This window comes from uncultured Sphingomonas sp. (assembly GCF_964244235.1).
Taxonomy (GTDB): domain Bacteria; phylum Pseudomonadota; class Alphaproteobacteria; order Sphingomonadales; family Sphingomonadaceae; genus Sphingomonas.
The window spans coordinates 16,115-43,020 of the sequence record NZ_CAXTII010000013.1 but is presented as its reverse complement, the minus strand read 5'-3'; the positions used below and the strand labels follow the sequence as shown (position 1 = coordinate 43,020).

Annotated in this window: 28 protein-coding genes; 12 read left to right on the top strand and 16 right to left on the bottom strand. The window is 66.8% G+C overall.

Going from position 1 to position 26,906, the window contains the following annotated elements; all coding sequences use genetic code 11:
* Window positions 1–222 precede the first annotated feature (222 nt).
* Window positions 223–1,113: an IS1595 family transposase gene (locus tag ACFE7D_RS04265; RefSeq protein WP_375394189.1), complete on the bottom strand. Its 891-nt coding sequence runs from the start codon at window positions 1,111–1,113 to the stop codon at window positions 223–225.
* Between the two features lie 238 nt (window positions 1,114–1,351).
* Window positions 1,352–1,888 (bottom strand): Panacea domain-containing protein, encoded by a 537-nt coding sequence (locus ACFE7D_RS04260; protein ID WP_375394188.1) that lies wholly within the window; start codon window positions 1,886–1,888, stop codon window positions 1,352–1,354.
* A 231-nt stretch (window positions 1,889–2,119) separates the two neighbouring features.
* Between ACFE7D_RS04260 and ACFE7D_RS04255 the strand changes: the two genes are divergently transcribed.
* The gene (locus tag ACFE7D_RS04255) at window positions 2,120–3,709 is read left to right on the top strand and encodes a lysine--tRNA ligase (RefSeq protein ID WP_375394187.1); all 1,590 of its coding nucleotides are present in this window, start codon (window positions 2,120–2,122) and stop codon (window positions 3,707–3,709) included.
* 90 nt (window positions 3,710–3,799) lie between these two features.
* Here the strand turns inward: ACFE7D_RS04255 and ACFE7D_RS04250 are convergent, their stop codons facing one another.
* The 4 genes from ACFE7D_RS04250 to ACFE7D_RS04235 all read right to left on the bottom strand — a co-directional run bounded on the left by ACFE7D_RS04250 (window position 3,800) and on the right by ACFE7D_RS04235 (window position 8,129).
* The gene (locus tag ACFE7D_RS04250; RefSeq protein ID WP_375394186.1) at window positions 3,800–4,099 is read right to left on the bottom strand and encodes a hypothetical protein; all 300 of its coding nucleotides are present in this window, start codon (window positions 4,097–4,099) and stop codon (window positions 3,800–3,802) included.
* 210 nt (window positions 4,100–4,309) lie between these two features.
* Entirely contained in the window at window positions 4,310–6,328 is a 2,019-nt protein-coding gene (gene thrS, locus ACFE7D_RS04245; protein WP_375394185.1) for a threonine--tRNA ligase, read from the bottom strand.
* Window positions 6,329–6,375: 47 nt separating this feature from the next.
* Entirely contained in the window at window positions 6,376–7,188 is an 813-nt protein-coding gene (locus ACFE7D_RS04240; RefSeq protein WP_375394184.1) for an NYN domain-containing protein, read from the bottom strand.
* 125 nt (window positions 7,189–7,313) lie between these two features.
* Complete coding sequence (locus ACFE7D_RS04235; RefSeq protein WP_375394183.1) at window positions 7,314–8,129, bottom strand: LD-carboxypeptidase; 816 nt, start codon at window positions 8,127–8,129, stop codon at window positions 7,314–7,316.
* A 314-nt stretch (window positions 8,130–8,443) separates the two neighbouring features.
* Between ACFE7D_RS04235 and ACFE7D_RS04230 the strand changes: the two genes are divergently transcribed.
* Both ACFE7D_RS04230 and ACFE7D_RS04225 read left to right on the top strand, forming a co-directional pair.
* The gene (locus ACFE7D_RS04230; protein WP_375394182.1) at window positions 8,444–9,841 is read left to right on the top strand and encodes a glutamate ligase domain-containing protein; all 1,398 of its coding nucleotides are present in this window, start codon (window positions 8,444–8,446) and stop codon (window positions 9,839–9,841) included.
* A 54-nt stretch (window positions 9,842–9,895) separates the two neighbouring features.
* On the top strand, window positions 9,896–10,150 hold the full coding sequence (locus tag ACFE7D_RS04225) for a DUF6356 family protein (RefSeq protein WP_375394181.1): 255 nt from the start codon (window positions 9,896–9,898) through the stop codon (window positions 10,148–10,150).
* Window positions 10,151–10,234: 84 nt separating this feature from the next.
* On the opposite strand, the gene ACFE7D_RS04220 is transcribed toward ACFE7D_RS04225, so the two are convergent.
* Window positions 10,235–11,590 (bottom strand): RsmB/NOP family class I SAM-dependent RNA methyltransferase, encoded by a 1,356-nt coding sequence (locus ACFE7D_RS04220; protein WP_375394180.1) that lies wholly within the window; start codon window positions 11,588–11,590, stop codon window positions 10,235–10,237.
* Between the two features lie 77 nt (window positions 11,591–11,667).
* Between ACFE7D_RS04220 and ACFE7D_RS04215 the strand changes: the two genes are divergently transcribed.
* Window positions 11,668–11,829, top strand: coding sequence for a DUF1674 domain-containing protein (locus ACFE7D_RS04215; RefSeq protein WP_375394179.1), 162 nt, complete (start codon window positions 11,668–11,670; stop codon window positions 11,827–11,829).
* Window positions 11,830–11,860: 31 nt separating this feature from the next.
* On the opposite strand, the gene ACFE7D_RS04210 is transcribed toward ACFE7D_RS04215, so the two are convergent.
* Window positions 11,861–12,193: a pilus assembly protein PilZ gene (locus tag ACFE7D_RS04210; RefSeq protein WP_375394178.1), complete on the bottom strand. Its 333-nt coding sequence runs from the start codon at window positions 12,191–12,193 to the stop codon at window positions 11,861–11,863.
* Window positions 12,194–12,216: 23 nt separating this feature from the next.
* Window positions 12,217–12,759, bottom strand: a complete 543-nt coding sequence (locus ACFE7D_RS04205) for a beta-carotene hydroxylase (protein WP_375394177.1) — start codon at window positions 12,757–12,759, stop codon at window positions 12,217–12,219.
* Window positions 12,760–12,851: 92 nt separating this feature from the next.
* Here ACFE7D_RS04205 and sucC point away from each other — a divergent pair, with 92 nt between their 5' ends.
* The 4 genes from sucC to ACFE7D_RS04185 are packed head-to-tail and all read left to right on the top strand — an operon-like array spanning window position 12,852 to window position 15,950.
* Window positions 12,852–14,051, top strand: a complete 1,200-nt coding sequence (sucC, locus tag ACFE7D_RS04200) for an ADP-forming succinate--CoA ligase subunit beta (protein WP_375394176.1) — start codon at window positions 12,852–12,854, stop codon at window positions 14,049–14,051.
* On the top strand, window positions 14,051–14,254 hold the full coding sequence (locus ACFE7D_RS04195; protein ID WP_375394175.1) for a hypothetical protein: 204 nt from the start codon (window positions 14,051–14,053) through the stop codon (window positions 14,252–14,254). Before sucC ends, ACFE7D_RS04195 begins: the two co-directional genes overlap by 1 nt.
* 8 nt (window positions 14,255–14,262) lie before the next feature.
* Window positions 14,263–15,024 (top strand): electron transfer flavoprotein subunit beta/FixA family protein, encoded by a 762-nt coding sequence (locus ACFE7D_RS04190; RefSeq protein ID WP_375394174.1) that lies wholly within the window; start codon window positions 14,263–14,265, stop codon window positions 15,022–15,024.
* Window positions 15,021–15,950 (top strand): electron transfer flavoprotein subunit alpha/FixB family protein, encoded by a 930-nt coding sequence (locus ACFE7D_RS04185; protein WP_375394173.1) that lies wholly within the window; start codon window positions 15,021–15,023, stop codon window positions 15,948–15,950. The genes ACFE7D_RS04190 and ACFE7D_RS04185 overlap by 4 nt, the downstream gene beginning before the upstream one ends.
* An 8-nt stretch (window positions 15,951–15,958) precedes the next feature.
* Here ACFE7D_RS04185 and ACFE7D_RS04180 read toward each other — a convergent pair whose 3' ends face one another.
* The 6 genes from ACFE7D_RS04180 to ACFE7D_RS04155 form a co-directional block, all read right to left on the bottom strand.
* Entirely contained in the window at window positions 15,959–17,422 is a 1,464-nt protein-coding gene (locus ACFE7D_RS04180; protein ID WP_375394172.1) for an ArnT family glycosyltransferase, read from the bottom strand.
* A gap of 58 nt (window positions 17,423–17,480) precedes the next feature.
* Window positions 17,481–18,710, bottom strand: a complete 1,230-nt coding sequence (locus tag ACFE7D_RS04175; RefSeq protein WP_375394171.1) for an MFS transporter — start codon at window positions 18,708–18,710, stop codon at window positions 17,481–17,483.
* Complete coding sequence (locus ACFE7D_RS04170) at window positions 18,700–19,704, bottom strand: histone deacetylase family protein (RefSeq protein ID WP_375394170.1); 1,005 nt, start codon at window positions 19,702–19,704, stop codon at window positions 18,700–18,702. The genes ACFE7D_RS04175 and ACFE7D_RS04170 overlap by 11 nt, the downstream gene beginning before the upstream one ends.
* Window positions 19,704–20,897, bottom strand: coding sequence for a Na+/H+ antiporter NhaA (nhaA, locus tag ACFE7D_RS04165; RefSeq protein ID WP_375394169.1), 1,194 nt, complete (start codon window positions 20,895–20,897; stop codon window positions 19,704–19,706). Before nhaA ends, ACFE7D_RS04170 begins: the two co-directional genes overlap by 1 nt.
* 36 nt (window positions 20,898–20,933) lie before the next feature.
* Window positions 20,934–21,482, bottom strand: a complete 549-nt coding sequence (locus tag ACFE7D_RS04160; RefSeq protein ID WP_375394168.1) for a 2'-5' RNA ligase family protein — start codon at window positions 21,480–21,482, stop codon at window positions 20,934–20,936.
* Between the two features lie 123 nt (window positions 21,483–21,605).
* Complete coding sequence (locus ACFE7D_RS04155; RefSeq protein ID WP_375394167.1) at window positions 21,606–22,607, bottom strand: adenosine kinase; 1,002 nt, start codon at window positions 22,605–22,607, stop codon at window positions 21,606–21,608.
* 71 nt (window positions 22,608–22,678) lie between these two features.
* On the opposite strand from ACFE7D_RS04155, the gene ACFE7D_RS04150 reads away from it, so the two are divergent.
* Together ACFE7D_RS04150 and ACFE7D_RS04145 are read left to right on the top strand one after the other, a co-directional pair.
* Window positions 22,679–23,353: an EI24 domain-containing protein gene (locus ACFE7D_RS04150; protein WP_375394166.1), complete on the top strand. Its 675-nt coding sequence runs from the start codon at window positions 22,679–22,681 to the stop codon at window positions 23,351–23,353.
* Entirely contained in the window at window positions 23,350–23,718 is a 369-nt protein-coding gene (locus ACFE7D_RS04145; protein WP_375394165.1) for a hypothetical protein, read from the top strand. The genes ACFE7D_RS04150 and ACFE7D_RS04145 overlap by 4 nt, the downstream gene beginning before the upstream one ends.
* Here the strand turns inward: ACFE7D_RS04145 and queG are convergent.
* Entirely contained in the window at window positions 23,693–24,751 is a 1,059-nt protein-coding gene (gene queG / locus ACFE7D_RS04140) for a tRNA epoxyqueuosine(34) reductase QueG (RefSeq protein ID WP_375394164.1), read from the bottom strand. The genes ACFE7D_RS04145 and queG overlap by 26 nt on opposite strands.
* A 355-nt stretch (window positions 24,752–25,106) precedes the next feature.
* Between queG and murA the strand changes: the two genes are divergently transcribed.
* Complete coding sequence (gene murA, locus ACFE7D_RS04135; protein ID WP_375394163.1) at window positions 25,107–26,390, top strand: UDP-N-acetylglucosamine 1-carboxyvinyltransferase; 1,284 nt, start codon at window positions 25,107–25,109, stop codon at window positions 26,388–26,390.
* Between the two features lie 87 nt (window positions 26,391–26,477).
* Window positions 26,478–26,780, top strand: coding sequence for a hypothetical protein (locus ACFE7D_RS04130; RefSeq protein WP_375394162.1), 303 nt, complete (start codon window positions 26,478–26,480; stop codon window positions 26,778–26,780).
* Window positions 26,781–26,906 lie beyond the last annotated feature (126 nt).

Sequence of the window (26,906 nt, the reverse complement as noted above, 5' to 3'; positions counted from 1 at the left end):
AAACTCGCCAGCATCATGCTATGGCTCAAATAATTAAATCGTCACCACAGCCTAAAGCCTCTTACCAAATCGTCGGTTCGCTGTCTATAAGCGCGTGCATGAAACACGTGTCCTTAGCTAGCGCCCTGGCGTCTGGTGACCTTGAGGCTTTCATTTCACAAGAGGAACGCCGGGGCGTCGAGCCTGTCGACCCCGGCGTTTTTCACAGGACGAAACGGGCTGTCATAGCGCCCCGACCAGTAGATCAAACATCGCATTCCCCCGGTGCCGATGATTCTGGCGGAAAGTGAATTCGTCCAAGTAACGCGACATGTACTTCTCACTGATATGCACGTGTGTCCCCCGGATCGACGCCTTGAACAGTTTCCAGAACGACTCCACGTGGTTGACGTGATGCTGAACCTTGTGACCGTAGTCGTAGTAACTCCATTCCTTCTTACCGTGTGACACAGTGCCATGCTGGTAGCCGTCGCCGGTCAATAAACCGTAGGACATTAGTTCGTCGGTCGAAACGGTCGTACCGGGCTCTACGTTCGTCAGCACCACGTTGCGCAACGTAGTTTTCTTCACATCAGGGATCACTTCCGTAGCGATCCGACCGTCGCGCTCGATCAGCCCCATGACGATCGTTTTGCCTGGTGCACCGCGACCACGCTTACCGCCTGAACGTCGGCCGCCGATGTAGGCTTCGTCGAGTTCAACGTGGCCGGAGAGCAGGTCTTCAAAGTGATCGGCTTTGCCCGCCAGCTCACGAATCTTCTGCCCCATGCGCCAGGCCGTTTTATAGGTGACGCCTAGCGTACGCTCCAGTTCCTTACCCGACACACCGTGGCGGGTGGTCGCAAAAAGGTACATCGCGTAGAACCAAGAGGGCAAAGGTGTGCGTGTGTCGAGCAGGATCGTGCCAGCGGTCGGGTGGACGTGATGACCGCACGAAGAACACGCATAGGCCCGTACGTTGGCGAGGCGGTTGAAACGACCGTACTTGCCGCACTTCGGACAATCGAACGTCGTACCGCCGAACCGAACCTCCATAATGTGGTCGAGGCACGCTTCGTCGGTAGGGAACCGAGCGAACATTTCGCGGACGGACATTTTTTCAGGCTTGCTCATGCAGCCTAACTAGCCGTTGTGGTACGTACGTCAAAGGGATAAACCCCATCAAGAAAGCAGTCGTGCTTCAGAGCCTCAGGATAGTCATTAGCCGCGAGTGGCATTTGCGCCACGCCATGATGGCGCGCTTCTGTGTTAATCCACAAAAACAATGCCGGTGCAGTACAAATGCAGATCGTGAGTTTTACCTTGGGAGGGCGTGCCAGCGTGGTATAAATGACAGCAAAATCGCCAACGGTCACAGTACGCCATACGCCGCGAAAGCCGCTGCATCCTCCAGGATTTGATCTCGAGCTGGATTGTCGGCATCGACGAACTTCTCATAGTCCATTGGACCATTACTGGCAGCCTCTGCCCAAGCGCGCTCTTGGTGCGTCCAGCCAGACAATGCGCCGAAACCCTTGTCGCGACAAAACGATATTGCCTCATTCAGGCACTCGATGTCGCTTATCGTCAGCGAGGATAGGTCAGCATCGCGCCGGGCATGAAGCCTAGGGTATGCAGACGCATCGATCGCGGCGCGAACTGCCTCAGGATCTTCGGCCATGCCAAGTCGATCGCGCATGAAATCGTAAAGCGTGGAAGGAACGGGTCCGGCCGGCATTGCGATGAACGTATCCGCGATAATGGGTCGAGCGTACCGATTGAGGTGCTTCTTCTCAGCTACGAACAACACCTTAGAGGTGAAGAATGCGGTGATTCCTGGCCAACGTGACGTTATGTACGCCAGCGCCTCGGTGCCCTTCCGCTCATCAAATTGGAACCGGAGTGCCATGAAGGCATACGTAGACTCGCGCCACCTCAATGTCTAGATGATTGTCAAGTAAACAGAAGAAGAACAAAAAAGAAAATGGGTGGGCTTCATCTCGGTATAAGGCTGAGCTTGCCTATCGAGTTACGTCTGGTCCTCTGCGGTTTCGATTACAAAGGGAACCGCTGGCCGCCAGTCGCCCGGCTCACCCCCCTCCGGTTGCCCCCCCCGCCCCCCCGCGCTACCCGCTCCGGCATGACCGACGACCTCCGCACCGCCGCCCTCGATTCCAAGGCCTGGCCCTATGAGGAGGCGCGCAAGCTGCTGAAGCGGTGGCCGGACGGGAAGCCGGGTGGCGCGCCGATGTTGTTCGAGACCGGTTACGGTCCGTCGGGGCTGCCGCACATCGGCACCTTCAACGAGGTGCTGCGCACGACGATGGTGCGCAACGCCTTCCACGCGCTCTCCGATATCCCGACCCGGCTGATCGCGTTCAGCGACGATATGGACGGCCTGCGCAAGGTGCCCGACAATGTGCCGGGCGGCACGATGCTGGCCGGGCATCTCGGCAAGCCGCTGACGCGGATCCCCGATCCGTTCGGGACGCATGACAGCTTCGCCGCGCACAACAATGCGCGGCTGCGCGATTTCCTCGACCGGTTCGGGTTCGAATACGAGTTCGCGTCGTCGACCGATTACTACACCGCGGGCCGGTTCGACGCGGCGCTGAAGGGCGTGTTGCGCGCCTATCAGGGCATCCAGGACGTGATGCTGCCGACGCTGCGCGCCGAACGCCGCGCGACCTATTCGCCGGTACTGCCGATCTCGCCGACCAGCGGCACCGTGCTGCAGGTGCCGGTCGAGGTGATCGACGCCGATGCCGGGCTGATCGCGTTCACCGACGATGACGGCCGGCGGATCGAGCAGTCCGTCCTGGGCGGCAAGGCGAAGCTGCAATGGAAGGTCGACTGGGCGATGCGCTGGGTCGCGCTCGGCGTCGATTACGAGATGGCGGGCAAGGACCTGATCGATTCGGTGGTGCAATCCTCGAAGCTCGCGCGCGTGCTCGGCGGACGCCCGCCCGAGGGCTTGAACTACGAGATGTTCCTCGACGAGAATGGCGAGAAAATCTCCAAGTCCAAGGGTAATGGGCTGAGCCTCGACCAGTGGCTGACCTATGGCCCGCAGGAATCGCTCGCGTTCTTCGCATACCGCGAACCCAGGAAGGCGAAGTCGCTCCACATGGGCGTCATCCCGCGCGCGGTGGACGATTACTGGCAGTTTCGCGGCAATTACGCCGGGCAGGATCTGAAGCAGCGTCTGGGCAATCCAGTGCATCATATCCATGACGGCGCACCGCCGACGGGTGCACTGCCGGTGACGTTCGGGTTGCTGCTGAACCTCGTCGGCGTGATGGGTGACGCGACGAAGGGTCAGGTGTGGGGCTATCTCGCCAACTACGTCCCCGATGCATCGGCCGATACCTATCCCGAACTCGACCGGCTGATCGACCATGCGCTGGCCTATGCGCGCGATTTCGTCGCGCCGACGTTGCGGCGGCGTGTACCCGAGGGGGTCGAGATCGCCGCGCTCGAACGCCTCGACGCCGGTCTCGCCGCGCTGCCCGGGGGAGCGAGCGCGGAGGACATCCAGACGCTGGTCTACGAGATCGGCAAGACCGAATTCGGGGAGCATGGGGGCTTCGCCGAACTGCGCGACTGGTTCCGGGCGCTGTACGAGACCTTGCTGGGGTCAAGCCAGGGGCCACGGATGGGCAGCTTCATCGCGCTGTACGGCGTTGCCAACAGCAGACGGCTGATCGCGGAGGCGCTGGCGAGGGCGTGAGGCGTCCGGCCCGCGCATGACAAACCCGCCCGCCTTGCGGCGAACGGGTCGTCGATCGTCCGGTAGCCGCGCCGAAGCGCGACCGATGGATCAGCAGCCGTTTTTCCGATTCTGCGCGGCGTCATGCTTCTTGTCGAGGTGCTTGCCGAGCAGCGCGCCGCCGACACCGCCCGCCACTGTGCCGAGCACGCCGCCGCCAAGCGCGTTGCCGACCAGCGCACCGCCCGCACCGCCTGCGAGCAGGCCGGTCGTCCCGCTGCTCTTCTTGCAACGATAATAGCGGCCATCTTGGCCGCGATAGGTGCGGTATTGCTGCGCGGTCGCGGCGGTCGGCGCGACGGCGGGGACGGTGACGGCGGCCATGAGGGCGACCAATGCCAGCTTCTTCATATCGATTCTCCTGCGCAACGATTGATGTGACGGGTGTATAACGACGCAAAGCCCGACTGGTTGCGATCCGTCCGAGCGGTCCTGCCGGTCCCTTTACGCCGCCGCGACACCCTGTTCGAGGATGCCACAACCGTCTTTGCGAGCCTATGCTTGAACGCTCCCTGACGTCGAGCGACAGCTACCAGTCATGTTCGCGTCATCGATCCCGGTTCATGCCAGATCGGGCGGCGTCGCTTCGCGGGTCAGTAACGTGGTCGCGTCGGCAAGTGTCAGCATCTCCTGCCCCTGGCTGCCGAGCCGGCGAAACGCGACCGTCCCCTCGTCCGCCTCGCGCTTGCCGACGACCAGCAGATTGGGGACCTTCGCCAGGCTATGTTCGCGCACCTTGTAGTTGATCTTCTCGTTGCGAAGGTCGGTCTCGACGCGGATGCCGGCCTTGCGCAAGGTCGCGGCGACGGTTTGCGCATAGTCGTCCGCGTCCGATACGATCGTCGCGACCACCGCCTGCACCGGTGCCAGCCACAGCGGGAAGCGGCCGGCGTGGTGCTCGATCAGGATACCGATGAAGCGTTCGAACGTGCCGAGGATCGCGCGGTGGAGCATCACCGGCCGGTGCCGCTCGCCATCCGCGCCGACATAGGACGCGTCGAGCCGCTCGGGCAGGACGGTATCGGTCTGGATCGTGCCGACCTGCCAGGTCCGGCCAATGGCATCGGTCAGATGGAATTCGAGCTTGGGGGCATAGAACGCGCCTTCGCCGGGCAGTTCCTCCCAGCCATATTCGGGCGTGTCGCGCCCGGTTGCGGCGACCGCGTCGCGCAACGACTGTTCGGACCAGTCCCACATCGCCTCCGATCCGAACCGCTTTTCCGGCCGGAGCGCGAGCTTGATCGCATATTTGTCGAAGCCAAGGTCGCGGTAAACCGAATCGAGCAAGTCGCAGAACGCGGTGACCTCTTCGATCAACTGGTCTTCGCGCACGAACAGATGCGCGTCGTCCTGCGTGAACTGGCGTACGCGCATGATGCCGTGCAGCGCGCCATGCGGTTCGTTGCGGTGGCAGCAGCCGAATTCGGCCATGCGGATCGGCAGGTCGCGGTACGACTTGATCCCCTGGCGGAAGATCAGGACGTGCGCGGGGCAGTTCATCGGCTTGAGCGCCATCAGGTCGGCGTCGCCCGATAATATCGCCCCCTCGTCCTCGGCATTGGGGATTTCGTCGGGCACCACGAACATGTTCTCGCGGTATTTGCCCCAATGCCCGGACTGCTCCCATTGGCGCGCATCCATCAGCTGCGGCGTCTTGACCTCCTCATAGCCAGCCGCATCCAGTCGCCGCCGCATATACGCCTCCAGTGCGCGCCAGATCACGAAGCCGCGCGGATGCCAGAACACCGACCCCTGCGCCTCGCTCTGGAGGTGGAACAGGTCCATTTCCTGCCCGATCTTGCGGTGATCGCGCTTGGCGGCTTCCTCCAGGCGGAAGAGATGCTGGTCGAGCTGCTTCCTGTTCAGCCAGCCGGTGCCGTAGATGCGGCTGAGCATCGCGTTGTTCTGGTCGCCGCGCCAATAGGCGCCCGAAACGCGCGTCAGCTTGAACGCCTGCGGGTCGAGCTTGCCGGTCGAGGCCATGTGCGGCCCGCGGCACATGTCGAGCCACTGGCCCTGGCGATAGATCGTCAGCTCCTCGCCCTCGGGCAGGCTCGCCGCCCATTCGGCCTTGAACGTCTCACCCTGCTCGGTCCAGCGATCGATCAGCGCTGCCCTCGTCCAGACTTCGCGGACGAACGGCTCGTTGCGCGCGATGATGGCGCGCATCTCGGCTTCGATCGCCGGCAGGTCGTCGTCGGTGAACGGCCGGTCCCGGCCATCGATTTTTGGCGGCGCGAAATCGTAATGGAAGCCGTCGTCGGTCGCGGGGCCGAAGGTGATCTGCGTGCCCGGGAACAAATGCTGCACCGCCTCCGCCATCACATGCGCGAGATCGTGGCGGACGAGTTCCAGCGCATCGGCCTCGTCGCGCGCGGTGACCAAGGCGAGGTCGGTATCGCCGTCGAACGGACGGTTCAGGTCGCGCACCTGCCCGTCGATCCGCGCGGCGAGCGCGGCCTTCGCAAGCCCCGGCCCGATCGCGGCGGCGACGTCCGCGGGGGTCGTCCCGGGCGCAACCTCGCGGACGGAACCGTCGGGCAGCGTGATGCGGAACACCTCGGCGATTTGGGCGGACATGGTGGAGACGACCTTTCTTCGTTGTTGCGACTGGACGCCGACGACCGCTAGGCTTGTTTCAAACCGTTGCGCAGCAGGGTCCGGAACGTCTTGCGCTCATCGGTGCCGACATCCCGACCCAGCCGGTCGCGCAGCTTGGCGAGCGCGGGGCGATCGAAATCGCTCGGCAGAGCGCCTCGGTTGGCGTCCGCATAGGCGAGCAACGCAAGCCGCTGATCGCCGAGTCCACCGATGAGTTCGATCGCCAACCGATCCGCCACGGCTGCGAAACCGCCCGGCTGTACGTCGTCGTGCCGCTCGACCGCCGCACGTTGCACGGCGGCGATCGTTATCAGCGGGCCGACCTTCACCTCGTCGAGTTCCAGGTGCGTATCGGCCTCGGCCACCAAATCTGGGGACTGCGATCCAAGGGCTGGCTTCACGCCGACCAGTTGGACGCGCACGCCATAGGTTTGAGCAACCTGCAACCCTACCCGGATATCTTCATCGCCGGACAGGATCACGGCGTCGCTGATCGCCTCGTTGCGCGCAAGCTCGATCATGTCGGTGACGATCAGCGAGTCGACCCCCTTCTGTTCGCCGCGGCTGTTCACCATGCCAAGCCGCAACTTGACATTCGCTGCGCGCCCAAGTGCTATATGCTCTGCCGTCTGGCTGCCGCCTCTGACCAGGCCGTCATACCAGTAAACGCGCAAGAGCCTTGCGCCCGGGGCTGCGGTCGCGGCAATTTCGGTGAGTAGCGTTATCGCGGCATCGACGTGCAGGGTAATACGCTGACGGGAAACCTTGGAACCGGCAAGGAGAGATCCTCCCTGCGCCAGCAAATAGCCGGCATCGACGAACACCGCCGTCTGCATCATGATAGTGGCCTTGTAGCAAACGGGGCTCCCGAAGGAGCCCCTAGGTAGCATCATCGACTGTTATGTAGCGGTCGATGACGAGCGCGATATGATCGGCTCACGGCAAAAAGTCAACCTCGCGGCGATCACGCGACGCCGAACGGGACGACCCGGTTGTCCTGCGTGTGCCCGATCTGCGCACGGCCGAGATACGGCACGGCCATCGCGGCGCACCAGCGGTCGATCATCGCCTCGATGCCTTCCCCCCAGGGCGGGTCGTTCGCCTTCACGTCGCTGACCGCGCCGAGCCGGATGCCCGCGATCCCCTTCAGCTGCGTGGCACTTGCCATATGGAACAGCAGCCGGTCGACATTGTAGAGCGGTTCGGACACCTCCTCGACGATCAGGACGTGATCGGTCAGGTCGGGCAGCCACGGCGTGCCGATCAGCGCGCCCAGGATCGACAGGTTGAACGCCGCCGCCGGCCGCCCGTTAAGCCCCGGCTCCAGCGCGGTGCGCGCGCTCTCCACCAACCAGGCGAGCGAGCGCATGACGGTCTCGTCGCCCTTTTGCCGGTGGATGTCGGTCGGCATCGGCCCGTGCACCGGCCGCCCGATCCGCCGCGCGTAGAGCGCGCCGAGCAGGAAACCCATGTCCGAATAGCCGACATAGGTCTTGTGCCGCGCCGCCGGGCCGAGCGCGGGCATGACGGTCGCGAGCAGCCGGTTCGATCCGTAGCCGCCGCGCGCGAACCAGACCGCGTCGTACGCCGGATCATTGGCATAATCGAGGAACGCCGCCGCCCGCACCGCGTCCGACCCGGCGAAATGCCCCGCCGTCGCGAAGCATTGCGGATGGAAGACCAGATCGACTTGCGGATATTCGATCGCCGCGAGTGCGGAAACCGTCGCGACCATGTCGGGATTCGCGCGATTGGCCGGGGCCACGACACCGATCCTCATCAGGGTGCAGACCCATAAACGGCAACGTCCGTGATCGCCCGGGAAAGGCCGCTGGCAAGGAGCGGGGCGCAGACGCGTGGCATCGCCACGCGCAAGCAAGCGACGTAGCCAGCGGCCTTTCCCGGGCGACCGCGAAGCGGCGGGCCGAAACCGGTGCGCAGGGGCGTCGTTCGTCGGTCACGATGCTTCGGCATCGCTCCCTCCTCATTCCTACCTGCGCGCCGGTTTCGGCTCCGTCCCGGACATTGCCATTTATGGGTCTGCACCCTCGTCCCTCGCTTGCCTGCCGTACCGCCCGGCGATAGCGCGGCATGATGCATGACGGCAAACCCTGTTTCCTGGTAGGTATCGGCGGATCGGGGATGATGCCGCTCGCGATGATCCTGCGTGCACGCGGGGTGACCGTCGCCGGATCGGACCGCGCGCTCGACCAGGGCCGCGTGCCGGCCAAGTTCGACGATCTGCGCGCGCGCGGCATCGCATTGTTCCCGCAGGACGGCAGCGGGGTGGTCTCCGCGGACCAGACCGTGATCGCCTCCGCCGCAGTGGAGGAAAGCGTGCCCGACATCGTCGCGGCGAACCGTCTCGGCTGCGCGCGCGCGACGCGCGCGCAGATGCTGGCGGGATTGTTCAACGATGCGGTGTTGCCGATCGGGATCGCGGGGACGAGCGGGAAATCGACCGTTACCGGGATGATCGGCTGGATCCTCCACGCGACGGGGCACGATCCGACTGTCATGAACGGCGCGGTGATGAAGAATTTCGCGAATGCAGACGCACCGTTCGCCAGCGCGCTTGTGGGCGGCGGCAACGCGTTCGTCAGCGAAGTCGACGAAAGCGACGGGTCAATCGCGCTCTATGCACCGATGATTGCGGTGCTGAACAATGTGACGCTCGATCACAAGCCGCTCTCCGAACTGCGCATGCTGTTCGCCGACTTCGCGGGCAAGGCGCGCACGACGATCGTGAACGTCGGCGATCCCGAGGCGGCGGTGCTTGCGGCGGGGGTGTCGGGGCAGGTGGTGACGGTCGCGGTCGAGGCGGCGGCGGATTTGCGCGCGGAGAACCTCGCCCCGGAACCGTTCGCGATAGGCTTCGACCTGATTGCGGGCGAAACCCGCCACCGCGTCCATCTTGCCGTGCCCGGCCGGCATAATGTCGCCAACGCGCTCGCGGCGATCGGCGCGGTGGTCGCGGCGGGTGTACCGATCGCGGAGGCGGTCGCGGCGATCGCGGGGTTCGCGGGGCTCAGGCGCCGGTTCGAACTCATCGGCACCGCCGCCGGCGTCGCGGTGATCGACGATTTCGGGCACAACCCGGACAAGATCGGCGCGACGCTCGACACCCTCCGCGCGTTCGGCGGGCGGCTGCTGATCCTGTTCCAGCCGCACGGTTACGGCCCGCTCCGGAAGATGCGTCACGAACTGGCCGCGGCCTTCGCCGACCGGTTGCGGCCGGACGACCTGCTGGTGCTGCCCGATCCGGTCTACCAGGGCGGCACCGTCGACCGCGCGGTGACGAGCGGCGATATCGTCGCCGACATCGTCGCCACCGGGGCGGATGCGCGCCACATCGCCGGCCGCGCGGATGCGGCGAGGCTGATCGCCGCCACCGCGAAGGCCGGCGACCGGATCGTGGTGATGGGCGCGCGCGACGATACGCTCGGGCTGCTTGCCGCGGACATTCTCGCCGCGGTCGCCGCCGGGGGTTAGCGTCGGGCGTCGATCATGGTATCGTTGCCGGACCGCAGCACGACGAGGTCGCTTATGTTCCGCCGCCTGTTTCTCGACCATCCCGCAACCGTCGGCGAAAGCTTTACCGAGCATTTCGGCGTCGCGAGCCGGTTCGGCTTGACGATGATCTGGGGCGGCGCGGGCGCGGTGCTTCACGCGTTCGTCCCCGCGCTGTGCAAGACGCGTGGCAGCGACACCGTCGCCGCGCTCCACGCGCAGATGGTCGCAAAGCGCGGCGCGGTCCGTGCGGATCAGGCGCAGATGAAGTCGGTGGAATATATCATCTGAGCGTTCCGTCATACCGGGCTTGCCCCGGCATCCATGGTGCGACGAGCCAACGAGCCTTTGTCGCGCGGCACGATGGACCCCGTATCAAGTCCGGGGTGACGAAGGGGCCCGAACGAACCGCGCGACGAAGAAGCCGTCGCACCCGCCGGCCTCCGCCAACATCCCCGGCAAGGTCCGCACCCAGCCCTGCTCGGTCGCCACGATCCCCGCGGGGAGGACCCCCGTCCCGGGCGCACGGACGGTGAATTCCGGCCGTGCCGCCAGGAACGCCTCCGCCTGCGCCTCGCCTTCCTCGCGCTCCAGCGAGCAGCTGGCATAGACCAGCGATCCGCCGGGCTTCACCCAATCCGCCGCACGCGCCAGCAGCGCCGCCTGCACCTGCGCCATCTCCGCGATCAGGCGGGGCAGCACGCGGTACAGGGTTTCGGGATGCCGCCGCACGATCCCGGTCGCGCTGCACGGTGCATCGAGGAGTACCGCATCGACGGGCGCGGGCGGTGTCCAGTCGAGCAGGTCCGCGGTCACCACCGCCACCGACAGGCCGGTGCGCGCCAGATTCTCGCGAAGCCGCCCGATGCGCTTGGGTGCCAGATCGACCGCGGTCGTGGTCCAGCCCGCCGCCGCGAGTTGCAGCGTCTTGCCGCCCGGCGCCGCGCAAAGGTCGAGCGCTTCGCCCGCGCCTGACTCGAGCAGGCGGACGGGGATCGACGCGGCGACGTCCTGCACCCACCATGCGCCCTCGGCATAGCCCGGCATGTCGGGCACCGGCGGATGCGACGGGATCCGGACATGCCCCGACGCGAGGCTGACCCCGCCGAGTTCGGCGCACCAGCGATCGGTCTGCGCGGGGTCGGCGATCGTGACATCCAGCGGCGGTGGCGCGGCGACCGCGCGCGCGATGCCCTGGACAGCCTCTTCCCCCCACGCCGAGCGCCAGCGATCCGCGGCGGCGGCGGGGAGCGTCGGCACCTCGGGCAACACGGCATTGCTGCGCGAGAGCGTACCGAAGACGCCGTGCACCAGCCGCTTCGGGCCGCCATCCACCAAAGGCAGCACCGTCGCGATCGCGGCATGCGCGGGCGTGCCAAGCACCAGGGTCTGCGCGAGCGCGATTCGCAGCGCCATCCGTGCCTTCGAATCGTCGGGCAAGGGCTGCTTGGTCGCCGAATCGATCAGCGCGTCGAGATCGGGGAGCCGGCGCAGAGTCTCCGCGGCAATGGCGTGCGCCAGCGCGCGATCGGGACCGTGCACCGCACGCGTCGCCTGCGGCAGCGCCTGTTCGATCGACTCGCCGCGCCGGAGCACCGCGTCGAGCACGCGCAATGCCGCACGCCGCGGCGCGGTGCCGAGCGGTTCGACGGGGCCGCGCGGGGCCGGATCGCGCGACGCCGGATTACGAGGGGGACGGACGGAGGACGGGCGGCAACGGGGCGGATTCACTGGACGATCTTTCGAGGCGGCTTGTCCGACCGGCGGTCCGATCCGATATCCGGTTCTCCCTTATCCGAAAGTTCGCCATGGCCAAGCGTCCCGTCCATGTGAAACCGCCCGCGCATCTGTCGGCGAACCCGCCGGTGCCCGAACCGCAAGCGGTTGCGCCGTCGAAGACGGATCCGCTCGGCAAGAATCCCACGCGTTACGGCGATTGGGAATCGAAGGGTATCGCGATCGATTTCTGACGACGAGCCGGGTTGGCCGGCCTTCGGAATGTCAGCGATTGCTCAGCGCGATGATGTGATCGAACACCGCCGGGTGGATCGGCTTGGCGAACGCGCAGCCATATTTGAATTTGTCGCGCCATGCGACCACCGCCTCGAGCGCGGCCATGCCGGGCAGCGTCAGCCACACGATGGTACCGGGCCATAACGTGAAGCTGGTTTCCGCACGGAAACCCGATTGCGACAGGTCGGTCACCTCGATCTCGAACCGCGTCTGACCGCGGTCGCGAAGGTGCGCACGCATCTTGACCGAGCGCCGGAGCGCGTGGCGAAGTTCTTCGCTGGTTGCCGGGTCGATCGGATCAGGAAAGGCGGGCTGGCTCATGCCGCCCTTATCCGCGCAGAAGGTTACTTTTCCGCAAACATGGCCGCAGGACCGGCGGCCGGGCCGGCTGCCGGGACCGGCGCCCGGACGCCCGCCCGCCGCCGCTCCTTCAGCTCTGCCTTCAACCTTTCGGGCCGCGGCGCGACGAGGAAGCCGAAGCTGACCGTTCCCGCCTTCGTCTCGACCACGTGGTGCAGCCGGTGCGCCTGCACGATCCGCTTCATATACGCCGATCTGGGCAGATACCGTGTCGGCAGCCGACGGTGGACGATGACGTCGTGGAACCCGAAATAGATCGCGCCATACGCGGCGATCCCCGCCCCGATCCACGTAAAGCCGGGCCACCAGCCGAGCTGTACGCCGCCCAGCAACAAGGTAAACGACGGCACCGCGAAGATCGCGGCGTACAGGTCGTTGAGCTCCCAGTTGCCGGCGCGCGCGCGGTGATGGCTTTCGTGGAGGAACCAGCCGAACCCGTGCATCACCCATCGGTGCGCGGCATAGGCGAACGCCTCCATGCCGACGACGGTAACAAGAAATAACATGGTGGCGATCGGCCAGGTCATACGCGGCGATATAGGCGAGCGCGCTTGCAAAAGCGAGCCGGGCCGTGCTTAGGCGGGGACATTCCCGATCCTCGAAAAGGTCCGAGGCACCCATGAATATCCACGAATATCAGGCGAAGGAATTGCTGGCCAAATTCGGCGTCCCCGTCCCCGCGGGCTTTGCCGCGCTTTCCGTAGAGGAAGCGGTCCAGGCGACCAGGAAGCTGCCCGGGCCGCTGTACGTCGTCAAGGCGCAAATCCATGCCGGCGGCCGCGGCAAGGGCAAGTTCAAGGAACTGGGCCCCGATGCCAAGGGCGGCGTGCGGCTTGCGAAGACCGAGGACGAGGTCCGCGCCGCGGCGACCGACATGCTCGGCAACACGCTGGTGACGATCCAGACCGGCGAGCATGGCAAGCAGGTCAACCGCCTCTACGTGACGGATGGCGTCGACATCGCCAGGGAATTCTACCTGGCCCTCCTCGTCAACCGCGCGACCGGCCGCGTTTCGATGGTCGCATCGACCGAGGGCGGGATGGATATCGAGACGGTGGCGCACGACACGCCGGAAAAGATCCACGCGATCGACATCGACCAGGCGACCGGCTTCATGCCGCATCATGGCCGCGCCGTCGCCGCCGCGCTCGAACTGACCGGCGATCTCGCCAAGCAGGCGGCATCGACCGCCTCGAAGCTGTACGACGCCTTCATCGGCACCGATGCCGAGCAGATCGAGATCAACCCGCTGGCGGTTACCGATGACGGGAAGCTGATGGTCCTCGATGCCAAGGTCGCGTTCGACGGCAACGCGATGTTCCGCCACAAGGACCTGCTCGCACTGCGCGACGAGACCGAGGAGGACCCCGCCGAGCTGGAAGCCTCCAAATACGACCTCGCCTATATCAAGCTCGACGGCGATATCGGCTGCATGGTCAACGGTGCCGGCCTCGCCATGGCGACGATGGATATCATCAAGCTGAACGGCATGTTCCCCGCCAACTTCCTCGACGTCGGCGGCGGCGCCAACAAGGAGAAGGTGACGGCGGCGTTCAAGATCATCCTGGGCGATCCCAACGTGAAGGGCATCCTGGTCAACATCTTCGGCGGCATCATGCGCTGCGACATCATCGCCGACGGCATCGTCGCCGCGGCCAGGGAAGTGAATCTGAGCGTACCGCTTGTCGTCCGGCTCGAGGGCACCAATGTCGAGAAGGGCAAGGAAATCCTCGCGAATTCCGGCCTGGCGATCGTCGCCGCGAACGACCTGGGCGATGCCGCGCAGAAGATCGTCGCCGAGGTGCAGAAGGCGGCGTAATGAGCATTATTAGTCATCGCGTTCCGCCGGAAGACCCTTCCGCGCCATTTTGCGTAAGTACAAATCGCTACTTTAAGACGCAGATTGAGGCTGAAGATTTTTACGAATCTGCAAAAGGTTGGCCATCCGTAAGCATCGATTTATGGAAACGGCAGTATGATGAGTGGGTCGCGGTGGACTGGTTCGGCTATCCGGAAGAATAGGTGAAGGCATGAAGGTACTGGTCCCCGTCAAGCGCGTGCTTGACTACAACGTGAAGCCTAGAGTGAAGGCGGACGGGACGGGCGTCGATCTGGCGAACGTCAAGATGAGCATGAACCCGTTCGACGAGATCGCGGTCGAGGAAGCCATCCGCCTCAAGGAAGCCTCCGTGAAGGCGGGCGGCGCGACGGAAATCGTCGTCGTATCGATCGGCGAGCAGAAATCGCAGGAGACGCTCCGCACCGCGCTCGCGATGGGCGCGGACCGTGCGATCCTGATCGTCAGCGAGGACAGGGTCGAGCCGCTCGGTGTCGCCAAGCTGCTCGCCAAGATCGTCGAGGAGGAGAAGCCCGACCTCGTCATCCTCGGCAAGCAGGCGATCGACGACGACAACAACCAGACCGGGCAGATGCTCGCGGGGCTGCTCGGCTGGGGCCAGGGGACGTTTGCGTCGAAGGTCGAGATGGCGGACGGCTCCGTCAGCGTGATTCGCGAGGTCGATGGCGGGTCGGAAACCGATACGCTGACGCTGCCTGCGATCATCACCACCGATCTTCGCCTCAACGAACCGCGCTATGCCTCGCTGCCCAACATCATGAAGGCCAAGTCAAAGCCGATGGCGCAGAAGACGCCCGCCGATTTCGGCGTCGATGTGACGCCGAGGATCAAGACGCTGAAGGTCGTCGAGCCGGGCAAGCGTTCCGCCGGCATCAAGGTCGCCGATGTCGACGAACTGGTGATGAAACTGCACGCGATGGGAGTGGCCAAGTGAAGACGCTCGTCTGGGTCGAACATGACGGCAGCGCCGTCAAGGATGCCACGCTGTCCGCGGTGACCGCCGCGGCGAAGCTCGGCGAAGTCCATCTGCTCGTCGCGGGGCAGGGTGTGGACGGCGTTGCCGCTGCGGCCGCGAAGATCGCCGGCGTCGGCAAGGTGCATGTCGCCGACGACGCCGCGTTCGCGCATGCGCTCGCCGAGAATGTCGCGCCGCTCGTCGCCGGGCTCATGGGGCATCACGACGCGTTCGTCGCGCCTTCCACCACCAACGGCAAGAACATCGCGCCCCGCGTCGCCGCCTTGCTCGACGTCATGCAGATCAGCGATATCCTGTCGGTGGAGAGCGAGGATACCTTCACCCGCCCGATCTATGCCGGTAATGCGATCGCGACGGTGCAGACTTCGGACGCGAAGAAAGTCCTGACCGTGCGCGGCACCGCGTTCGAAAAGGCCGCGGCCGAGGGCGGATCGGGCACGATCGAGGCGGTCGCCTCGACCGGAGACAAGGGGCTTTCGACCTTCACCGGATCCGAGATCGCGAAGAACGAGCGGCCCGAGCTGACCAGCGCGAAGATCATCGTCTCGGGCGGCCGTGCGCTCGGGTCGGGCGACAAGTTCCACGAACTCATCGATCCGCTGGCGGACAAATTGGGCGCGGGCGTCGGTGCATCGCGCGCGGCGGTCGATGCGGGCTATGCCCCCAACGACTATCAGGTCGGCCAGACCGGCAAGATCGTCGCCCCCGAAGTCTATGTCGCGGTCGGCATCTCTGGCGCGATCCAGCATCTGGCGGGGATGAAGGACAGCAAGACGATCATCGCGATCAACAAGGACGAGGACGCGCCGATCTTCCAGGTGGCCGACATCGGTCTGGTCGGCGATCTGTTCAAGCTGGTGCCGGAGTTGACGGAGAAGCTCTGAGTCGCGGTTTAGCCGGCGACCCGCACGAGCGATGCTGTCGGGTTCGGCGCGAGCAAGCGGCGGCGGATCGAAGCCGGGACGAAGCGGGCGATGCCGAGATCGTCCAATACCGCGCCCAGCGGGGTTCGCGGCGACGGATAGCGTGACACGATCGTGGCGTGCACGGGAATATGGTCGTCGGGCAAGAAATACAGTGCCCCCGGTCTCGGTTCATCCTGCTCGACCATCGACAATCGGTTCCAGGCAATCGGCATCAGCGCGCGGTGGTAGGTCGCGGCGTCGGTGACGATCGGCGTGGTCGGCAGCGATCGTGCGGCGGTCACGAGTGCCTGTGCCGCCCAGCGCGAATGCGTATTCTCGATCGAGAGCATCAGCAGGTTGGTCGCGATCGCGACGGTCAGCACCGCCGCGCGCACGCGCATGCTCGCGTGGTCGAGCCAGACCGCCACCGCCACCGCCGCGCCGATCGCCGGGAGCATGAAATAACGCGGGTTGAGCACCAGCCTGGTATAGAGCGCGCCGACGAGCAGGAAGGTCGCGAGCCCCAGCGCGACGAGGATCGTCATCCGCCGCCTTGCCGGCACCGCCAGCATCCGGTCGACACGGAGCGCGACCGCCGCGATCGCCAACCAGAAGATCAGCGCGAAATCGTCGTTGACCAGAAGCACGAGCAGCGGGTCGATCGCCGGATGGACGAGGACATTCCCCTCCAGATTGGCGGCGCGATCGATATGACTGTCGTGATGGAATGCGACGTCCCAGCGGTTGAGCGCGTGTCCGGTCGCCAGCCATTGGAACAGCGCCTCGCCCGCCAGCAATATCGCTGAGGCGAGCCCCATCGCGATCATCGCGCGCCGCGGCACCGGCCGGCCAAGCATGAACAGCGGTACGAAGCCGAGCAGCGCCAGCGCCGTGGTTTCCCGGCACAGGATCGCGGTGCCGAACGCCAATCCGGCACCCACCGCACGCCGTGTCGTCGCGTCCCTGGTCGCCGCACAGTCGCCGATCAGCAGGATGCCGACCAGCAGGAACGTCGCTTCGGTGAGATCGCACGACGCGGTGGTCGCGTTGGCGACGACGACGGGCATCGTTGCCAGCAGGATCGTCGCGATCCAGCCGGCCCGCGCCCCGCCGATCCGCGCCGCGAGCGCGTGCACCGCGATCAGGAACGCGGCATACCAGGACAGCGCGACGAGCGTCAGCGCGGCGGCACCCTCGCCGATCACGCGCATCGCGGCGGCGAGCCCGATCACGAGCGGGAAACGCGTCGCCCAATGATCGTGACCGGCGAACGGCGGCGCGACGAGCCAGTGCCGTGCGGCCAGATAATAGGCCGCATCGTCCGACGCGGCATAGCCGATCCACCCCAGCGCGAGCGCCGCAAGCACGAGCATCGCCGTAAGCACGGGCCAGTGCCAGGTCGCGACAAGGCGAACGCGGACGATCGCCCGCGCGGACGGAAGAATCTCCATCCTTCCTGCCCTAATGCACGGGCTTTAAAAAATGATGGGTAGCGCTCCGGCTACAGCCTCAGGCTTCGGGGATCGACGCGCCGGGCGGCGGCTCGACGATCAACGGCGGCACGCCGCGCAGCACCAGTCCGAGGATCAGCGCCACCACACCCGCGACGAGGCAGAAGCCCGCGACCCCGGCCCAGCCATAGCGGCTCCACGCCACACCGCCGGCGGAGCCCAGTACGCTCGATCCCAGATAATAGAAGAACAGATACAGCGCCGCCGCCTGTCCGCGCTGGCCCGTTGCGCGGCGACCCACCCAGGCGCTGGCGATCGAATGCGCGCCGAAAAAGCCGATCGTGACCACGCCGATGCCCGCGACGAAGACGCCGAGCGGGCGCGCCAGGGTCAGCGCGGTGCCCGCGATCGCTATCGCGATCGGCACCCAGAACACGCGCCGCCGCCCCATCCGGCCGGCCAGCCCGGCGAACCAGGCCGAACTCGCCGAACCGAGCAGATAGAGCAGGAACACCGCCCCGACCGCCGCCTGGCCGAGCGCATAGGGTGGGGCGAGCAGGCGGAAGCCTGCATAGTTGTAGATCGTGACGAAGATGCCCATCAGCAGGAACGCCTCGGCATATAACAAGGGCAATGCGGCATCGGCGAAGAGGCGCTTCGTTTGCGCCAGCACCGCACGCGGCGGTAGTGCGGAGCGCGCAAACCGGCGCGAGGGCGGTGCCAGCCGACGGAATGCCTCGCCCATCGCCAGCCCGAGCAGCCCGACCACCGCGAGTGCTGAGCGCCATCCCGCCAGATCGGCGACCAGGCTTGCGACCAGCCGCCCGCCCATTCCGCCAAGCGCGCTGCCGGCGATATACAGCCCCATCGCCGCACCGACCGATGCGGCGTCCACCTCCTCCGCGACATAGGCCATCGCGACCGCCGGCACCCCCGCAAGCGCGACGCCGGTCAGCAGCCGGAACGCCAGGAGTGCGCCCCAGCCGGGCGCTGCGGCGGCGGCGAGCGTCAGCGCGCCCGCGGCGATCATCGCCCACACCATCAGCGGCCGCCGCCCGACCCGGTCCGACACCGCGCCTGCGACGAGGATGCCGACCGCGAGCGGCCCGGTCGCCAGCGATACCGCAAGCGATGCGCCCGCCGCGCTCAGCCGATACTGGTCGGCGAACAAGGGCAGCAGCGGCTGGACAGCGTACAGTAACGAGAAGGTCGAGAAGCCTGCGAACAGCATCGCGAGCGTCAGCCGCCGATAGGTGGTGCCCCCGCGGGCATGTCCTTCAGAACCCACCGAGGAATCCAGCGACATTGTCGCCCAGCGCGCCGACCGCATAGCCGCCCTCCATCAGGATCGCGGTGGGCCAGCCGCGTGCGGCGATATCGCGCGCGAGAACCGGATAATCCGCGGTCTCGAGGGCGAAATGGCTGATCGGATCGCCGCGCCAGGTGTCCGCGCCGAAGCTGACGATCAGCAGCCCGGGCGCGAACCGGGCGATCGCGTCGAGCGCCACGGCTTGCGCGCCGCGGAACGCGGTCAGCGTCGCACCGTGCGGCAAGGGCAGGTTGAGCGTCGCGCCCGCGCCTTCGCCCTCGCCGCTCTCGTCGGCATGGCCCCAGTAGAAGGGGTAGTCGGTCGCCGGATCGGCATGGACGCTGGCGTAGAATATATCGCCGCGCGTCTGGAAGATGTCCTGCGTGCCGTTGCCATGGTGATAGTCGATATCGAGGATCGCGACCCGCGCGGTGCCGGCGTCGCGCGCCGCCTGCGCCGCGATCGCGGCGGCGTTCAGGTGACAATAGCCGCCACAATAATCCGCGCCCGCATGATGCCCCGGCGGCCGGCACAAGGCGAACGCCGCACGCTCCCCCGCCAGCACCGCCTGCGTCGCGGCAAGCGCGGACTGCGCGCTCCAATAGCTCGACGTCCAGGCCTTCGCGGTGATCGGCGTCGTCGCGTCGAAGCTGTAACGGCCCATCGCCGCATCGATCCGGTCGAGCGGCACGGCGCGGCGGCCGACGACCGGGAAAGCGTAGGGGATCGCATCCCCGGACCGCCCCGCCGCCATCCAGCGCGCGGGCGCGGATTGCAGGAAATCGACATAATCCGTGGTGTGGACCGCAAGGATCGGCGCGGTGCCGCGATCGGGCGGCGTCTCCGTCCCGCCGATCGCGGCCAGGATCGCATCCACGCGCGCCGGCGTCTCCGCATAGGGCGCAAAGCCGCCATTGTGAAGTTCCAGGGCCGGCGCGTGCAACGCCTGGCGGGGATCGAAGAAGCGCCGCATCAAATCCTCCGCGCCGGTGCCGCGAAGCGCAGCACGCCATATCCCGCCAGCGCTGACAGGATCGACCCCGCCAGCACGCCGATCCTTATCGCCGCCATCCGCGCCGGATCGCCCGGAAAGGCCAGACCACCGATAAACAGGCTCATCGTGAAACCGATCCCCGCCAGCAGCGTCACGCCGTACATCTCCACCCAGCGCACGCCGCTCGGTCGTCTGGCGATGCCGATCCGTTCGGCGACCGCGACCGCAGCCAGCATGCCGAACTGCTTGCCGACGAACAGCCCCGCCGCGACCCCGATCACCAGCGGTTGCGGGAGGACCCCGACGCCGAATCCGGCGAACGACACCCCGGCATTGGCGAGCCCGAACACCGGTACGACGACGAACGCCACCCAGGGCCCGAGCGCATGTTCGAGCCGGTGGAGCGGGGAACCCGCCGTATCGGGCGCGCCCGGCGACCGGCGGATCGGCACGAACACCGCCGCCAGCACCCCGGCGACGGTCGCATGCACGCCCGATCGCAGCACCAGCACCCACAACAGTGCCGCCGCGATCAGATAGGGCGCGAGCGTCACGACCCCGCGCCGGTTCATCGCCGCCATGATCGCCAGCACCCCCCCCGCCGCCGCCAGCGCGCCGAGATCGAGCCCGTGGCTGTAGGCGACCGCGATGATCGCGACCGCACCCATATCGTCCGCGATCGCGACGGTGGTCAGGAACAGTTTCAACTGCGGCGAGACGTGCGGGCCGAGCAGCGCCATGACGCCGACCGCAAAGGCGATATCGGTCGCCGCCGGGATCGCCCAGCCCGCCCTGAGCGCAGGATCTTGCCATGTCAGCGCCAGATAGGTCAGCGCCGGCACCGCCATCCCCGCCACCGCCGCCACGATGGGCAGGCGTCGACGGGAGGGTCTGGCTAGCTGGCCGTCGATCAGCGCGCGCTTGATCTCCAGCCCGACGAGCAGGAAGAACAGCGCCATCGCGCCGTCGTCGATCCACAGACGCATTGTCATCGCGCCCATGACCGGGGCGATGACGGGGCCGGTTTTCAGCCGCAACAGCGCGTCATAGGCGTTGGCGGCGGGCGAATTGGCGAGGATCACCGCGATCGCCGCCGCGGCGATCAGTACGACCCCGCCGGCGGCTTCGCTGGCCAGGAACGCACGCAGCGTGGACGGAGCGGGGCGGGACATTCCCTTTCCTAACCCCAGCCGCGCCATCGGCAATGGTCAGAACAGCGCGAGCTGCGGGCCGGGGGCCGGCTTCAGCGGCCAGCGCGCGAGCACGTCGTGCCGCGTCCGCCCGACATGGCTGTGGATCAGCACAAATTCCTGTGCGGTCCAGCCGAGCGGCGCGATGCCCTGGGTAAAAGGCGCACCTTGCCGGTAGCCGAGCGTCATGTGCGTCCCGAAACGGTAATCCCGTCGTGGGACCACGCCGACCCGCTCACGCGCGGCGGTAATTCGCTGGCGCAGCGCCTCGACCCCGGGATTGCGCCGCCCCGGTCGGAGCGCAACCGATTTCGGGCTGCCGACCGCGAGATCGAACGCCATGTCGAACGGCACCGCCGCGACCGCATTGCCCGCCGCCATCAATGTATCGACGAGGCCGCGCGGCAGGTCCGCATGATCGTCGATGATGTCGATCGTGACGTGCAATCGTTCCGCCGCAAGCGCCTGTCCGCGCGCGTCGAACCACGACGCGGCGTTGGCGATCCGCCGCGCGAGACGGAGCGGCGGACGGATCGCAAAGAACAGGCGGTGCGAGGCTTGGGACATGACCGGCTCCGAATCAGGAGGAAGAATAGCAGAAACGTTCTACATTTGTTCTTTATCCCTTGTCGACTCGACCTTTGGTGCCCAGGGTTCACCCGATCGGTCGTCACCCCGCGCGACGACGAGTCACCGGGCCAGCTTCTGCGTAACCAGAGCCTTCATGTCGACGATCGGCCGGGCACCGACATGCCCGATGATCTCCGCCGCGCAGATCGCGCCGAGCCGAAGCGATTGCGTCAGGTCGCGACCCTGCGCCTGGCCATGCAGGAACCCGGCGGCGAACAGATCGCCGGCCCCCGTGGTGTCGACGACTCGGTCGATCGGCTCGGCGGCGACATCGGCGCGCGTTCCCGCCTGCACCGCGCAGGCACCATCGGCACCCCGGGTGACGACCAATGTCGGCACCTTCGCCGCGACCTGCGCCAGCGCCGCCTCGAAATCCTCGGTCCCGGTCAGCGCCGCCAGTTCGGCTTCGTTGGCGAACAGGATGTCGATCAGCCCGTCCGCGATCAGCTTCCTGAAATCGCCGCCGTGGCGCGAGATGCAGAAGGTGTCGGACAGCGTGAACGCGACCTTGCGCCCGGCCTTGCGTGCGACCTCGATCGCGGCACGCATCGCGGCGCGGGGCTCCTCGGGATCCCACAGATAGCCCTCGAGATACAGGATCGCCGCATCCGCGATCAGATCGCGGTCCAGCGCGGCCTCGGGCAGGAACTGCGATGCGCCGAGAAAGGTGTTCATCGTCCGCTGCCCGTCGGGCGTGACGAAGATCAGGCAGCGTGCGGTCGTCGGCTCGCCGCTGCGCGTCGCGGTGGCGAAATCGACGCCGGCGGCGCGGATGTCGTGGCCGAACACGTCGCCCAGCTGATCGTCCGCGACCTGGCCGATGAAGCCGCATCGGCCGCCCATCGCTGCGATCGCCGCGACGGTGTTCGCGGCCGAGCCCCCGGACGCCTCCATTCCCGGGCCCATCTTCGCATATAGCGCATCCGCATCCCCGGGGGAGAACATCAGCTGCATCGATCCCTTCGCCATCCCCTCCGCGGCGATGAAGGCATCGTCGGTCTGCGCGAGGATGTCGACGATGGCGTTGCCGATCGCGACGACGTCGTATCTGGGGGTGCTCAAGGGGCTGGTCCGCTTCGTGGATAGGGCGAAAGCCGTTGCCGTACGGTCCAAAGCACAGCAGGACAATGGTCATGATCCGCGCCTTCGCCCTGTCGATCGGCCAACTCGGCGATCCCGCGACCCTGCGCGTGCTGGCGGGTTCGATCGCGATCACCTGCGCGGTGTTCGGGCTGATCGGGGTCGGCATCTGGTTCGGGGTACAGGGGCTGAGCGACGACTGGCTCGGTTTTCGCTCGGGCGCGCTGTCGGGGCTGGTCGCGGTCGCGGTAGTGGTCCTCGGCGGCTGGCTGTTATTCGTCGTGGTGGCGATCGCGGTGCTGCAGATGTTCGCCGACCGGATCGTCGCCGCGGTCGAGGCGCGGCATTATCCCGCCGCGCGCGCCACCGCGCATGGGGTCGGGCCGGGACGCGCGGCGTTGATGGGATTGCGATCGGCGGCGCGCGCGCTGCTCGCCAATCTCGTTGCGCTGCCGGTCTATATCGTGCTGCTGTTCACCGGCATCGGGCCGGCAATCGCGTTCTTCCTCGTCAACGCCTGGGTGATTGGGCGCGATCTGGGGGACATGGTCGCGGCGCGGTACCTCCGCCATGCGGCGATGCGCGGCTGGCGCAAGGCGAACCGGTCGCGGCTGTTCGTGCTGGGACTTGTCGAGACCGGGCTCTTCGTGGTGCCGCTGGTCAACATCCTCGCTCCCGTCATCGGCGCGGCGATGGCGACGCATCTGTTTCACGAGGATAGGGCATGAAGACCATCGGCGCAGCGATCGGACTGGGACTGTCGCTGGCGGGTTGCGCCGCGACACCGGCGGCGCGACCCGCGGCGGTGGGGCAGGTGGCGGTTCCCTATAACCCGATCGGGCTGGAACGCGTGATCGGGCAGGATGCCGCCAGCCTCACCCGGCTGTTCGGCCAGCCCGATGCCGATATCCGCGAAGGCACCGCGCGCAAGCTGCAGTTCCAGGGCCGGTTCTGCGTGCTCGACGCGTATCTGTATCCGAAGGACGGGCAGCCGCCGCGCGTGACCTATATCGACGCGCGCGAACCCGACGGCAGCACGATCGACCGCGCAAGCTGCGTGTCCGCGCTCACCCGGCGCGAAGGCGGGAAATAGCCCAGCCGGCCGCCTCCGCGACGACCGGCGATGGATCGGCGGTGAGCGGCATGAGAAACGCGATCAGCGCGGGATCGGCGCTGTTGCCCGCCGCGATGCAGGCGTTGCGGACCATGCGGTCGCGTCCGATCCGCTTGATCGGCGAGCCGGCGAAGACCTGGCGGAATCCGGCATCGTCGAGTCGCAGCAGGTCGATCAGTTCGGGCGCGGCCAGTTCGGCGCGCGGCGCGAACGCGCGGTTGGCGCGGGCGGTGGCGGCGAACTTGTTCCACGGGCATACCGCCAGGCAATCGTCGCAGCCATAGATGCGGTTGCCCATCGCGACGCGGAATTCATGCGGGATCGGCCCGGCATGCTCGATCGTCAGGTACGAGATGCAACGCCGCGCATCGAGCCTATATGGTGCCGGGAAGGCGTCGGTCGGGCAGGCGCGCTGGCACGCATCGCACGATCCGCACGCATCGCGCGCTGGTCCGGCGGCGGCGAGATCGAGCGTGGTGTAGATCGCGCCGAGGAACAGCCAGCTGCCGTCCGTCCGGCTGACCAGATTGGTGTGCTTCCCCTGCCAGCCGATCCCCGCCGCCTCGGCCAGCGGCTTTTCCATGACCGGCGCGGTGTCTACGAACACCTTCAGGTCGCCGCCCGCTTCCGCCACCAGCCAGCGGGCGAGCGCCTTCAGCTGGCGTTTGACGACATCGTGATAGTCGGACCCTTGCGCATAGACCGATATCCGTCCGATCCCGCGCTCGTCCGCCAGCCGCAGCGGATCGGCGGCGGGGGCGTAGCTCATCCCGAGCGAGATCACGCTTCGCACCGCGGGCCACAACGCGGCGGGTGCAGCGCGCTGATCGGCGCGCGCCTCCATCCAGATCATGTCGCCATGCGCGCCGTCCGCAATCCACGCGCGCAATCGCTCGCCGGCCAGCGGGGCGGCATCGGCGCGCGCGATCCCGCACGCGGCGAAGCCCAGGGCCGTCGCCTGGGCGGCAAGGCGCGTCTCGATCGCGGAGGGTATCGTGGCCGACGCATCCATGCGCGGTCGCTAGCATGCCGGGGCGGCGGGCGGCTATTCGCCGCCGCTTGGTGCGGGTAGCCAGTTCAGGTCGATCCCGGCGCGGCGATCGACAAACTGGCCATTCCACCATCGCGCGTTCGTCGAGCGCGCGCCCGCGCACGGCCTCACGTTCGGTCAGCGCGCCGTCCTCCAGCTGGCGCAGCATCCGGTCTACGGGCCGAAGCGATCGGCAAGGCCATGGTCCGGCAAGATCGATAATCCCCATGGCCGGCCGTCCTGGCCACGACCGCGATCGGCGCGCATTGAAATGCATCAATCGTTTGCAAGGCCGGCCAAGACTTGCGCGTTCGCGCCGCGGCGATAGACGAAGCCGATGGACCGTATCCTCATCCGCGGCGGCAATCGCCTGTCCGGTCGCCTGCCGATTTCCGGCGCGAAGAACGCCGCGCTGACGCTCATGCCCTGCGCGCTGTTGACCGACGAACCGCTGACGCTCCGCAATCTGCCACGCCTCGCCGATATCGACGGCTTCGGGCACCTGCTCAACCAGTTGGGCGCATCGACCGCGATCCAGGGTTCGCGGCCCGAGGATTTCGGGCGGGTCATGACGATCCGCGCAGGCACGCTCACCTCGACCGAAGCACCGTACGACATCGTGCGCAAGATGCGCGCGTCGATCCTGGTGCTCGGCCCCTTGCTTGGGCGCGGCGGCGAGGCGCGGGTCAGCCTGCCCGGCGGCTGCGCGATCGGCAACCGACCGATCGACCTCCACCTGAAGGCGCTGGAGGCGATCGGTGCCGAACTGGAGATGGCGGCGGGCTATGTAAAGGCGACGGCACCGGGGGGGAGACTCTCGGGCGGCAACTACCGTTTCCCCATTGTATCGGTCGGCGCGACCGAGAACGTCGTGATGGCCGCCGCCACCGCGTGCGGCACCAGCGTGATCGAGAATGCGGCGCGCGAGCCGGAGATCGTCGATCTGTGCCACTGCCTGGTCGCGATGGGCGCGTCGATCGACGGCATCGGCACCGAGACGCTGACGATCGAGGGGCGCGACCGGCTGCACGGCGCGACCTATGCGGTGATGCCCGACCGGATCGAGGCGGGCAGCTATGCCTGCGCCGCGGCGATCACCGGCGGGTCGCTCGAACTCATGAACGTCACCGCATCCGACATGCGCGCCACGCTCGACGCACTGGTCGAGGCGGGGGTCACGGTCGAGGAGCGAGCGCGCTCGGTGCTGATCGAGGCGACCGGCGGGATCGGCCCGCTGACGCTGTCGACCGCGCCCTATCCGGGCTTCGCGACCGACATGCAGGCGCAGTTCATGGCGATGCTGTGCCGCGCGGACGGGGCGAGCGTGCTGACCGAGACGATCTTCGAGAACCGCTATATGCATGTGCCGGAGCTGGCGCGGATGGGTGCCGACATCCAGGTCCATGGCCGAACCGCGGTGGTGAAGGGCGTCGACCGGCTGACCGCCGCACCGGTGATGGCGACCGACCTGCGCGCGTCGATGAGCCTGATCCTGGCGGGCCTCGCGGCGGAGGGCGAAACGCAGGTGTCGCGGGTGTACCATCTCGACCGCGGCTACGAACGGCTGGAGGAGAAGCTCAGCGCGGTCGGGGCGGATATCGAGCGGGTGGGGGACGGGTGAACCCCGAAACTTTCGCTGACGTACATCAAATATCGGAACTGCCGCGATAATGGCCGGTTGACGCCTGCGAAGCACAGGAGACCGGACATGCGTATCATCCTCTCGATCGCGGCGGTGGCGGCGCTGGTCGTTCCGGCCATGGCTATGGCCCAGACCGACACATCGGCAATGAGCACGACCCACGTCAAGACGAAGCACCACAAGGACAAGAACAAGGCGATGTCGAGCGGCACGTCGGGGTACACCGGCAACACCGAAAGCGGCCAGTCGACGCCGCAATCGGCACCGGGTGCCAGCACCGACGGATCGCAGCCGGGTACCAGTTCGGGCGCGACGATCCCTACGGGTCAGACCACGTCGAGCACGGGGGATCCATCCGCGCCGCAATGAACGTGTCATCGCACCCGTCCAGCCCCGGCAGCGCGAGCTGTCGGGGCTGTTCGCGTCACCCGTCCGCGACGCATTATCGATCACGAAGCGATACTCGACGTGGCTCCCTCCGCATCAGGTCAAAGG

Bases quoted from the DNA above. Each gene is read 5' to 3' on its own strand.
- ACFE7D_RS04265 (WP_375394189.1), bottom strand. From the start codon at position 1,113: ATGAGCAAGCCTGAAAAAATGTCCGTCCGCGAAATGTTCGCTCGGTTC.
- ACFE7D_RS04260 (WP_375394188.1), bottom strand. From the start codon at position 1,888: ATGGCACTCCGGTTCCAATTTGATGAGCGGAAGGGCACCGAGGCGCTG.
- ACFE7D_RS04255 (WP_375394187.1), top strand. From the start codon at position 2,120: ATGACCGACGACCTCCGCACCGCCGCCCTCGATTCCAAGGCCTGGCCC.
- ACFE7D_RS04250 (WP_375394186.1), bottom strand. From the start codon at position 4,099: ATGAAGAAGCTGGCATTGGTCGCCCTCATGGCCGCCGTCACCGTCCCC.
- thrS (WP_375394185.1), bottom strand. From the start codon at position 6,328: ATGTCCGCCCAAATCGCCGAGGTGTTCCGCATCACGCTGCCCGACGGT.
- ACFE7D_RS04240 (WP_375394184.1), bottom strand. From the start codon at position 7,188: ATGATGCAGACGGCGGTGTTCGTCGATGCCGGCTATTTGCTGGCGCAG.
- ACFE7D_RS04235 (WP_375394183.1), bottom strand. From the start codon at position 8,129: ATGAGGATCGGTGTCGTGGCCCCGGCCAATCGCGCGAATCCCGACATG.
- ACFE7D_RS04230 (WP_375394182.1), top strand. From the start codon at position 8,444: ATGCATGACGGCAAACCCTGTTTCCTGGTAGGTATCGGCGGATCGGGG.
- ACFE7D_RS04225 (WP_375394181.1), top strand. From the start codon at position 9,896: ATGTTCCGCCGCCTGTTTCTCGACCATCCCGCAACCGTCGGCGAAAGC.
- ACFE7D_RS04215 (WP_375394179.1), top strand. From the start codon at position 11,668: ATGGCCAAGCGTCCCGTCCATGTGAAACCGCCCGCGCATCTGTCGGCG.
- ACFE7D_RS04210 (WP_375394178.1), bottom strand. From the start codon at position 12,193: ATGAGCCAGCCCGCCTTTCCTGATCCGATCGACCCGGCAACCAGCGAA.
- ACFE7D_RS04205 (WP_375394177.1), bottom strand. From the start codon at position 12,759: ATGACCTGGCCGATCGCCACCATGTTATTTCTTGTTACCGTCGTCGGC.
- sucC (WP_375394176.1), top strand. From the start codon at position 12,852: ATGAATATCCACGAATATCAGGCGAAGGAATTGCTGGCCAAATTCGGC.
- ACFE7D_RS04195 (WP_375394175.1), top strand. From the start codon at position 14,051: ATGAGCATTATTAGTCATCGCGTTCCGCCGGAAGACCCTTCCGCGCCA.
- ACFE7D_RS04190 (WP_375394174.1), top strand. From the start codon at position 14,263: ATGAAGGTACTGGTCCCCGTCAAGCGCGTGCTTGACTACAACGTGAAG.
- ACFE7D_RS04180 (WP_375394172.1), bottom strand. From the start codon at position 17,422: ATGGAGATTCTTCCGTCCGCGCGGGCGATCGTCCGCGTTCGCCTTGTC.
- ACFE7D_RS04170 (WP_375394170.1), bottom strand. From the start codon at position 19,704: ATGCGGCGCTTCTTCGATCCCCGCCAGGCGTTGCACGCGCCGGCCCTG.
- nhaA (WP_375394169.1), bottom strand. From the start codon at position 20,897: ATGTCCCGCCCCGCTCCGTCCACGCTGCGTGCGTTCCTGGCCAGCGAA.
- ACFE7D_RS04160 (WP_375394168.1), bottom strand. From the start codon at position 21,482: ATGTCCCAAGCCTCGCACCGCCTGTTCTTTGCGATCCGTCCGCCGCTC.
- ACFE7D_RS04150 (WP_375394166.1), top strand. From the start codon at position 22,679: ATGATCCGCGCCTTCGCCCTGTCGATCGGCCAACTCGGCGATCCCGCG.
- ACFE7D_RS04145 (WP_375394165.1), top strand. From the start codon at position 23,350: ATGAAGACCATCGGCGCAGCGATCGGACTGGGACTGTCGCTGGCGGGT.
- queG (WP_375394164.1), bottom strand. From the start codon at position 24,751: ATGGATGCGTCGGCCACGATACCCTCCGCGATCGAGACGCGCCTTGCC.
- murA (WP_375394163.1), top strand. From the start codon at position 25,107: ATGGACCGTATCCTCATCCGCGGCGGCAATCGCCTGTCCGGTCGCCTG.
- ACFE7D_RS04130 (WP_375394162.1), top strand. From the start codon at position 26,478: ATGCGTATCATCCTCTCGATCGCGGCGGTGGCGGCGCTGGTCGTTCCG.